At 73.0% G+C, this 8,642-nt stretch carries 11 protein-coding genes; 7 read left to right on the forward strand and 4 right to left on the reverse strand.

Annotated elements, in window-relative coordinates:
- Positions 1-83: 83 nt before the first annotated feature.
- Together ACFY0I_RS27990 and ACFY0I_RS27995 are read right to left on the reverse strand one after the other, a co-directional pair.
- The gene (locus ACFY0I_RS27990) at positions 84-593 is read right to left on the reverse strand and encodes a MarR family transcriptional regulator (RefSeq protein WP_362876920.1); all 510 of its coding nucleotides are present in this window, start codon (positions 591-593) and stop codon (positions 84-86) included.
- A 21-nt stretch (positions 594-614) separates the two neighbouring features.
- Positions 615-1,883, reverse strand: coding sequence for an MFS transporter (locus ACFY0I_RS27995; RefSeq protein ID WP_388901021.1), 1,269 nt, complete (start codon positions 1,881-1,883; stop codon positions 615-617).
- A gap of 184 nt (positions 1,884-2,067) precedes the next feature.
- On the opposite strand from ACFY0I_RS27995, the gene ACFY0I_RS28000 reads away from it, so the two are divergent.
- Both ACFY0I_RS28000 and ACFY0I_RS28005 read left to right on the forward strand, forming a co-directional pair.
- On the forward strand, positions 2,068-3,063 hold the full coding sequence (locus tag ACFY0I_RS28000) for a DUF5937 family protein (RefSeq protein ID WP_388901023.1): 996 nt from the start codon (positions 2,068-2,070) through the stop codon (positions 3,061-3,063).
- A gap of 205 nt (positions 3,064-3,268) precedes the next feature.
- Positions 3,269-4,279, forward strand: a complete 1,011-nt coding sequence (locus ACFY0I_RS28005; RefSeq protein ID WP_388901025.1) for a glycoside hydrolase family 6 protein — start codon at positions 3,269-3,271, stop codon at positions 4,277-4,279.
- 112 nt (positions 4,280-4,391) lie between these two features.
- Here ACFY0I_RS28005 and ACFY0I_RS28010 read toward each other — a convergent pair whose 3' ends face one another.
- Together ACFY0I_RS28010 and ACFY0I_RS28015 are read right to left on the reverse strand one after the other, a co-directional pair.
- Entirely contained in the window at positions 4,392-4,688 is a 297-nt protein-coding gene (locus ACFY0I_RS28010) for an MTH1187 family thiamine-binding protein (protein WP_388901027.1), read from the reverse strand.
- Positions 4,685-5,032, reverse strand: coding sequence for a DUF3817 domain-containing protein (locus ACFY0I_RS28015; RefSeq protein ID WP_388901029.1), 348 nt, complete (start codon positions 5,030-5,032; stop codon positions 4,685-4,687). The genes ACFY0I_RS28010 and ACFY0I_RS28015 overlap by 4 nt, the downstream gene beginning before the upstream one ends.
- 150 nt (positions 5,033-5,182) lie before the next feature.
- Here ACFY0I_RS28015 and ACFY0I_RS28020 point away from each other — a divergent pair, with 150 nt between their 5' ends.
- The 5 genes from ACFY0I_RS28020 to ACFY0I_RS28040 all read left to right on the forward strand — a co-directional run bounded on the left by ACFY0I_RS28020 (position 5,183) and on the right by ACFY0I_RS28040 (position 8,532).
- A complete protein-coding gene (locus ACFY0I_RS28020; RefSeq protein ID WP_388901031.1) occupies positions 5,183-5,821 on the forward strand; it encodes an AIM24 family protein in 639 nt (212 codons plus the stop codon).
- Positions 5,821-6,471: an AIM24 family protein gene (locus tag ACFY0I_RS28025; RefSeq protein WP_388901033.1), complete on the forward strand. Its 651-nt coding sequence runs from the start codon at positions 5,821-5,823 to the stop codon at positions 6,469-6,471. Before ACFY0I_RS28020 ends, ACFY0I_RS28025 begins: the two co-directional genes overlap by 1 nt.
- A gap of 11 nt (positions 6,472-6,482) precedes the next feature.
- On the forward strand, positions 6,483-7,283 hold the full coding sequence (locus ACFY0I_RS28030) for an AIM24 family protein (protein ID WP_388901120.1): 801 nt from the start codon (positions 6,483-6,485) through the stop codon (positions 7,281-7,283).
- Between the two features lie 85 nt (positions 7,284-7,368).
- The gene (locus tag ACFY0I_RS28035; protein WP_388901122.1) at positions 7,369-7,845 is read left to right on the forward strand and encodes a MarR family winged helix-turn-helix transcriptional regulator; all 477 of its coding nucleotides are present in this window, start codon (positions 7,369-7,371) and stop codon (positions 7,843-7,845) included.
- Positions 7,846-7,965: 120 nt separating this feature from the next.
- The gene (locus ACFY0I_RS28040) at positions 7,966-8,532 is read left to right on the forward strand and encodes a PepSY domain-containing protein (protein ID WP_388901035.1); all 567 of its coding nucleotides are present in this window, start codon (positions 7,966-7,968) and stop codon (positions 8,530-8,532) included.
- The last annotated feature ends 110 nt before the right edge of the window (positions 8,533-8,642 follow it).

Consider the following 8,642-nt stretch of genomic DNA (forward strand, 5'->3'; position numbering starts at 1 on the left):
GGGCCCCGGCTCCGGGCGGAGCGGTCCGGGGCGCCGTCGGCAGGCGGGTCCGCGACCCGGCGCCGGGGTACGGACCGGCCCGCCTACGCCTCGTCGAAGTCGGCGGCGGCCACCCGCAGCGGGCGGAGCAGCGCGAAGATCTCCGCGCACTCCTCCGCGTCGTAGGCGCCGAGTCCGAACTCGATCTCCATCAGGTCCTTCGTCGCCGCCTCGACGACCTCGCGGCCCTTCTCCGTGATGGAGGCGAGCGTGCCGCGCCCGTCGTGCGGGTTGGGGCGCTTGGCCACCAGCCCGGCCGTCACCAGCCGGTCCACGGTGTTCGTCACCGAGGTCGGGTGGACCATCAGGCGCTCGCCGATCTTCGACATCGTCAGCTCGCCGGCCTGGGAGAAGGTGAGGAGCACGAGCGCCTCGTAGCGCGCGAAGGTCAGTCCGTACGGCTTCACCACCGCGTCGACCTCGCCGAGCAGGATCTGGTGCGCGCGCATGATGGAGGTGATCGCGGCCATCGACGGCACCGGCCCCCAGCGCTGCTGCCAGAGTTCGTCGGCGCGGGCGATGGGGTCGAAGGGGAGACTGAGCGGCTTCGGCATCCACCAGACCCTACCGGGCGGTCATTTGGTGGCCCGCCCCGTCTCACCCCTCGGCCGCCCGGCCGCGCGCAGCGCGGCGAGGAGCAGCAGGACGACGGCCGTTCCGAGGAGCGCGGCGCCGGTGACGACGGCGTGCACGGGGAGGAACTCGGCCGCCAGGCCGGCCAGGGCCATGCCGACGCCCTGGCAGGTCATCATCCCGGTGGAGAGCAGGGTCATTGCCCGGCCGCGCGCCTCGTCGGGAACGGCGTCGACGAACATCCGGTCGAGGCCGAGCGTGTAGGCGTGGGCCAGCCCGGTCAGGAGCAGCGCCACGAGGACGACGGGGGCGGCGGGCCGGACCGCCCAGACGAGGAGCGGCAGCGGGGCGAGGGCGGCCAGCGGCGCCACGATCCGCGAACGCGTTCGGGCGGTGAGCGCGGAGCCCGCCCAGACCTCGCCCGCGACGGTGCCGACGGGCAGCGCGCACATGAGGATCCCGAGGGTGACGGTGCCGGCGCCGATCCCGTGGGCGTACGGAGTCAGCAGCGCCTCCGGTACGACGACGAAGGCGGGCGGCAGCCAGAACAGCAGGACGAGCGCGCGCAGCCGACGGTCCCCGAACAGCAGGCGCAGGCCCCCGGCCGGGGCGGCGCCGGGGGCCGGGGCGCGGGCGGGCCTGGCCCGCGTACCGAGGCGCAGCAGCAGCGCGGAGGCCAGGAAACCGGCGGCCGTCAGGGCGATCGCCCCGCGCGGCGCGAGGACGGTGAGCAGCAGTCCGCCGAGGCCGAAGCCGACCAGTTGGGCGCTCTGGGAGACCATGCGCAGCAGGGACCGGCCGAGGACGAAGGCCTCGCCCGGGCCGAGGATGTCGGCGAGGGAGGCGCTGCGGGCGCCCTGGAAGAGCGGTGCGACGAAGGCCATGGCGCAGCGCAGGACGAGCAGTCCGGCGACGGGGGTTCCCGGCCAGACCATGGCGGCGGCGCAGGCGGCGCACAGCAGGTCACAGGTGACGAGGAGTCGGCGGGCGGGCAGCCGATCGGCGAGCCCGGCGAGGAGGGTGCCGCCGAGGGCGTACGGCAGGAACCCGAGGGCGAAGGTGAGGGCGCTCATCAGGGGTGAGCCGGTGGCGCGGTAGACGAGGACGGTGAGGGCGATCTCGGCGACGACGACACCGAGCAGGGACAGCAGGTGCGCGGCGAAGACCGTACGGAACTCCCGGACCCGGAAGACCTCCCGGTAGCCCGCGCCCGGTGGGGCGGCAGGACCCGGGGCCGCGGCCCCGTCCGGGTCGAGGGACGTGGTTGTCATGGCGGCCACCCTGACCGGAACCTACGCTGCGACCCAGGGATTCGTCGCCGGCCGAATCCACGGGCGGGCAGGGGCCGTGTCCGGTGGTCGGGCTGTCGGGCTGTCCGGTGGTCGGGTGTCCGGTGGGAGGGCTGTCCAGTGGTAGGGCTGTCCGGTTGTCGGGTCGTTCCGGGAGGGCGCGTCCATGGGGTTCCACTACCGCTTCGGTGCGGCCGACCTGCTCCGCTGCCGGTTCGCGATCTCGCCGCGCCGGGAGACCCATGAGGCGGTACGGGTCCTGTTGCGGCCGGGCCGCCAGGGGTACCACCTGCCCTGGCTGAGCCGGATCCGGGACGCCGCGGCCGCGCTGGACCTGCGGCCGCTGCGGCTGCTGATGCCGCGCGCCGGGCACCACCCGGACGTGCTGAACCCGCCGCCGCTCGGCCCGTCGGTGACGTTCGAGGAGGAGATGGCCCGGGTCCGGGCGGCCGACCCGGAAGTGGCCCGGGAGGATCTGCGCCGCTCGCTGGCCTGCACCCCGGGCGCGCTGGAGAGCGACATCGGGCGGCGGATGCTGGCCGATCCCGCGCGGGCGGTGCGGGAACTCGCCGATCTGACGGAGGCGGCCTGGCAGGCCCTGGTCGCCCCGCACTGGCCGCGGCTGCGGGCCCTGCTGGAGGCGGACATCCTGTTCCACTCCCGGCGCCTGGCGGCGGGTGGGCTGGAGGCCCTGTTCGACGGCCTCCACCCCGACCTGCGGTGGGACGGCGGGAGTTCCACCCTGACCATCGAGCGCCCCGCCCACCACGACCGCGACGCGGGTGGTCAGGGGTTGCTGCTGATGCCGAGCGCGTTCGTGTGGCCGGACGTGGTGGGCGGCTACGACCCGCCCTGGCAGCCGACCCTGGTCTACCCGGCGCGCGGCATCGGCGCGCTGTGGACGGCATCCGACGGTCCGACCCCGCAGGCGCTGGCCGGGCTGCTGGGGCGGGGCCGCGCGGACGTGCTGTGCGCGTTGCACGAGCCCGCTTCGACGCAGGCCCTCGCGCTACGGCTCGGGCTGGCCCCCTCGACGGTGTCGGCGCACCTCAAGGCCCTCCGGGCGGCGGGCCTGCTGATCCCCTCGCGCCACGGTCGCCACGTCCTCTACGAACGCACCCCGCTGGCGATAGCCCTGACCGGCGGCACGTCGCACCCCTGATCCGTCGTCACCCGGCCCGCCCCGCGCCGGATCCGGCGCGCGGTGTCGTACGGGACGACGGATATCCGTTATGTCACGATGTCCCGGTCCGCCGGGAGCACCGGGCCGGCGGGGCGTCCCGTCCGACGGGACCACCGTCGCGCCGCCCCGAGCGGCCCGCTCCGCACCACCCGCGCCCCTGCCGCCCCTTCCCCCGAGGAGCCGGATGTCCGTCGCCGTACGACGTCGCCCCGTCACCGCCCTCGGGCTCGTCCTGCTCCTCGCCGGGGCCGCCACCGCCTGCACCTTTGGCCCCGCGCCCGCCGAGGCGCGGCCCGGGGCGGCAGGCGCGGTCGCCGAGTCCGCGTTCTGGGTCGACCCGCGCGGCGCCGCCGCCCGACAGGTCGCCGAGTGGGAGGCGCGCGGTCGCCACAGTGACGCCCAGGTCCTGCGCCGGATCGCCGACCGTCCGCTGGCCCTGTGGGTGCCGGCGGGGAACCCGGTCCCGGAGGTCCTGCGGGCCCGCGCCGGCGCGAAGGCGGCGGGCCGGACCCTGGTGCTCGTCGCGCACAACATCCCGCACCGCGGCTGCGGCCCCACCGCGACCGGCGGCGCGGCGGACGCCCGTGCCTACCGCGCCTGGACCGGCGCCCTCGCCGACGCCGTCGGGGACGCGAAGGCCCTCGTCGTCCTGGAGCCGGAGGCCGTCCCGCACCTCATCGACGGCTGCACCCGCCCCGAGCACCACGACGAGCGCCACCGGCTGCTCGCCGAGGCCGTCGACCGGCTCAAGCGGAACAAGAACACCAAGGTCTACCTGGACGCCGGGAACCCGGCCTGGATCCCGCACCCGGCGGACCTCGTCGAGCCCCTGAAGAAGGCGGGCCTCGCCCGCGCCGACGGTTTCGCCCTGAACGTCTCCGGCTTCCAGGCCGACGCCCCGAGCCGCGCGTACGGGGCCAGGCTCTCCAAGGCCACCGGCGGCAAGCACTTCGTCATCGACACCGGCCGCAACGGCGCGGGCCCCCTGCCGGGGGACCGGCACCAGGCCTGGTGCAATCCGCCCGGCCGGGCCCTGGGCACGCCGCCGAGCGACCGCACGGGCCACCCGCTCGTGGACGCGTACCTGTGGGTCAAGCGGCCCGGCGACTCCGACGGCGCCTGCCGCGGCGGCCCTCGGGCCGGCCGCTGGTGGCCGGACTACGCGCTCGGCCTCGCCCGCCGCGCCCGCGACTGACCCCCGGACCCCGGCGCCCCGCGGAGCCCGGCGCCCCGCCGACGCGCGAATGCCCCCCGACCGGAGTCGGGGGGCACTTCGTCGTACGTCGTGCACGGACCGGCGGTCGCGCTCAGCCCTGCGCGAGGTGCCGCTCCACCGTCTCCACCTTGGAGGTCATCCCGTCACTGACCCCGGGCCGGATGTCGGCCTTGAGGATGAAGGAGACCCGGGGCGCGCGCGCCTCGACGGCGGCCACGGCGCGCTTCACGACGTCCATCACCTCGTCCCACTCACCTTCCACGGTCGTGAACATCGCGTCGGTGCGGTTCGGCAGCCCCGACTCGCGTACGACACGGACCGCGTCCGCGACGTACTCCCCGACCTCTTCACCGACCCCCAGCGGGGTCACCGAGAACGCGATGATCATGCCTGCGCCGCCTCGCGGGCGACGCGGGCGGCCACGACGCTGTCGGCCTCGTCACGCTTGAGCAGCTTGTCGCCGTACAGGCCGCCGAAGGGCAGCACCGCCAGCAGGAAGAACAGGGCGACCTTCTTGACCGGCCACTTCGCCTTGTTCCAGACGTCGAGCAGGAAGACCGCGTAGATCACGAACAGGATGCCGTGCAGGATGCCGAGCGGCATCATCAGGTAGTCGACGTCCGAGACCCGGCTCAGCAGCGAGCCGAAGATCAGCAGAGCCGGGAACGACAGGGCCTCCGGGACGGAGATGAGGCGCAGTCGGTGCAGGGCGGAAGCGGTCTTGATGTCCACGTGGAACCTTCGGGGGTGACGGCCGGGGGTCCGTCCCAGTGTCTCAGCCGCCCCCGAAGATCTTTCCCCGGGTCCCGGCGCGGCCGAGTGTGGCGCATATCGGCCACAGGGCCCTGTTCCGCCCCGCCTGCTGCGGATACCTTCTTTTCCGTGGCTCAGTTCCGACTCCAAGGCAGCAAGGTGCTCGCCGTCGACCTGACCGGTGACGCCGTGAAAGCGAAGAACGGCGCCATGGTCGCGTACGACGGCCAGATGTCCTTCAAGAAGATGACCGGCGGTGGCGAAGGCCTCCGCGGCATGGTGACCCGCCGGTTGACCGGCGAACAGATGACGGTGATGGAGGTGCAGGGGCACGGCACCTGCTTCTTCGCCGACCGCGCGAGCGAGATCAACCTCGTCGAGCTGCGCGGCGAGAAGCTCTACGTGGAGTCCAGCAACCTGCTGTGCGCCGACGCGGCCCTGCGCACCGGTACCTCGTTCACCGGCCTGCGGGGCGCGTCGACGGGCAACGGGCTCTTCACCACGACCGTCGAGGGCTCCGGCCGGGCGGCGATCATGTCCGACGGCCCTGCCGTGGTGCTGCGCGTGAGCGCCCAGTACCCGCTCTCGGTGGACCCGGGCGCGTACGTCGCGCACACCGGCGACCTCCGACAGTCCTTCCAGTCCGGGGTGAACTTCCGCACCCTGATCGGCGAGGGCTCGGGCGAGGCGTTCCAGATCCGCTTCGAGGGCGAGGGCCTGGTCTACGTGCAGCCCAGCGAGCGCAACACGGTCGGGGGCGACGTCTGATGCCGTTCCGCGAGGTCAACTCGAAGATGGTCGAGGCCCAGGTGGTCCCCGGCCAGAAGATGTACAGCCAGCGCGGCGCGATGCTCGCCTACCGCGGCGAGGTCTCCTTCACGCCCAGCCTGACCGGCGGCCAGGGCGGCGTGATGGGCATGATCGGACGCCGGGTGGCGAACGAGCAGACCCCGCTGATGGAGGTCGAGGGCAGCGGCACCGTGATGTTCGGCCACGGCGGCCACCACATCCAGGTGATCAACCTGTCCGGCGAGACGCTGTACGTGGAGGCCGACCGCCTCCTCGCCTTCGACGGCACGCTCCAGCAGGGCACCATGTTCATGGGCTCTCAGGGCGGCGTCATGGGCATGGTGCGCGGCCAGGTGAGCGGCCAGGGCCTGTTCACCACCACCCTCAAGGGCCACGGCGCGGTCGCCGTGATGGCCCACGGCGGGGTCATCGAGCTCCCCATCACCCCCAACCGCCCGATCCACGTCGACCCGCAGGCGTACGTCGCCCACCACGGCGACGTCAGGAACAAGCTCTCCGCGGCGCTGGGCTGGCGCGACATGGTGGGGCGCGGCTCGGGCGAGGCGTTCCAGCTGGAGCTGTCCGGCCAGGGCGCGGTGTACGTACAGGCCTCGGAGGAGAAGCTGTGAACTTTGGTCCCGTGACCGGTGGGCCCGGCGGGCCCACCGTCTTCGACCCGTACACCCTGCCCTCCGACGACAACGTGAACCCGTACACCTTCTGCGTGGAGCTCAAGGGGAGCCAGTGGTTCCTGCAGAAGGGCAAGATGATCTCGTACTACGGGAGCATCGAGTTCAACGGCATCGGCCACGGCCGCTTCGACCGGCTGCTGCGCACCAGCTTCCACTCGCCGCTGCACGCGAGCGACTGGGTGGTGGCCGAGGGGCAGGGCAAGATGCTGCTCGCCGACCGGGCCTTCGACGTGAACTCGTTCGACCTGGAGAACGGCAACCTGACGATCCGTTCGGGGAACCTGCTGGCCTACCAGCCCACCCTCGCGCTGAAGCAGTCGATCGTCCCGGGTTTCCTGACGCTGATCGGAACCGGGAAGTTCGTGGCGGCGTCCAACGGACCGGTGGTGTTCATGGAGCCGCCGCTGCGTGTGGACCCGCAGGCACTGGTGGGCTGGGCCGACTGCCCCTCCCCCTGCCACCACTACGACCACGGCTACATGTCGGGCGTGATGGGCGGGCTCCGCTCGCTGACGGGCATCGGAGGCGCGTCGGGCGAGGAGCACCAGTTCGAGTTCGTGGGGGCGGGAACGGTGCTGTTGCAGTCCTCGGAGACGCTGATGGCGGAGCAGGCGGTCGGCACGGTCGGCACCGGCGCGCACACCAACGCCCAGGGCGTTCCGGGCGCGGGCCAGGGTCCGCTGGGGCAGGTGGGCGTGCCCCGTATGCCGGGACAGCTGGGTGATCTGCAACGGCGCTTCGGACTGTGACCTTCCGCCGATCTCCGGGCAGCCGCAGATCTTCCTATTTTTGTACGTAATTCAACTTCTTAGGTAGAGTTCATTCATGGAGACCATGGAGACCGATACGGCCACCCGCTGGCTTACCGATGCCGAACAGTGCGCCTGGCGCACCCACCTGGACGTCAGCCGACTACTGATGCACCAGCTGGAAAAGGATCTCCAGCCCTTCGGACTCACCAACAACGACTACGAGATCCTCGTGAACCTCTCGGAGTCGGAGAACCACCGGATGCGGATGAGCGACCTCGCCACCGCGACCCTCCAGTCCAAGAGCCGGCTCTCGCACCAGATCACCCGAATGGAGGCGGCCGGACTGGTCCGCCGGGAGAACTGCGAGTCGGACCGCCGGGGCCTGTACGCGGTCCTGACGGACGAGGGCATGGAGACCATGCGCAAGGTCGCCCCGCACCACGTGGCGTCCGTGCGGGAGCACTTCATCGACCTGCTGACCCCGGCGAACCTGACGGCCCTGCGCGAGTCCCTGGGCCCGGTGGCGGAACACCTGCGGAGCAACCGCGGCAAGATCTGAGCCGCGGGCGCTTCGGCGCGCCGTCCCCGGCGGGCGGCCGGACAATGAGCGGTAATCGCTCACAGCCGGCCGTTCGCCGAGTGACCACGGGCGCCAGGCCGGCCCGAGGAGGTCCAGCCCATGAAGCGCAATCTGTACGTTTCCGCGGCCGCGTCCGTCGTCCTGATGGCCGGAGGTCCGGCGGTGGCCGCCGCGGCGGCCGGCGCCGACACGTCGAGAACCGTTCCCGCGTCCGCCGTGGCGCGGGTCGACGTGGACGCGGGCGGAGCGGCGGCGGCAGCCCTCAAACAATTCCCCGGCGTCGTCGAGTCCCTCGACCAGGACGGCGGCATCTGGCACGTCAACGTGATCGGCAAGGACGGCGTCACCAACTCCGAGCTGGAGGTCACCACGACCGGCGCGGTCACGGAACGCAACAAGAACCGCGACGACAACGCGGCGGAGAACGCCCGCCTGGTCGGCGCGAAGATCACCGCCGCCGCGGCGATGAAGGCGGCCCTGGCCGCGCATCCGGGCACGGTCGTGTCCGTCGACTGGGACGACGATGACGACAACGGCGCCGCCCCGCACTGGAACATCGAGGTCAAGGCCGCCGACGGCAAGACGTCGAACTACGACGTGAGCTCCACGGACGGCAAGGTCACCGTGTCCTCGGACGACGGTGACAACGACAACGACGACAACTGACGGCAACCGACGGCAGGCCCGCGGGGGGGGGGGGGGGGGGGGCCCCCCCCCCCCCCCCCCCCCCCCCCCCCCCCCCCCCCCCCCCCCCGCCGCGCCCCCCCCCCCCCGCC

The sequence above is a fragment of the Streptomyces sp. NPDC001568 genome, from assembly GCF_042893755.1.
GTDB lineage: Bacteria > Actinomycetota > Actinomycetes > Streptomycetales > Streptomycetaceae > Streptomyces.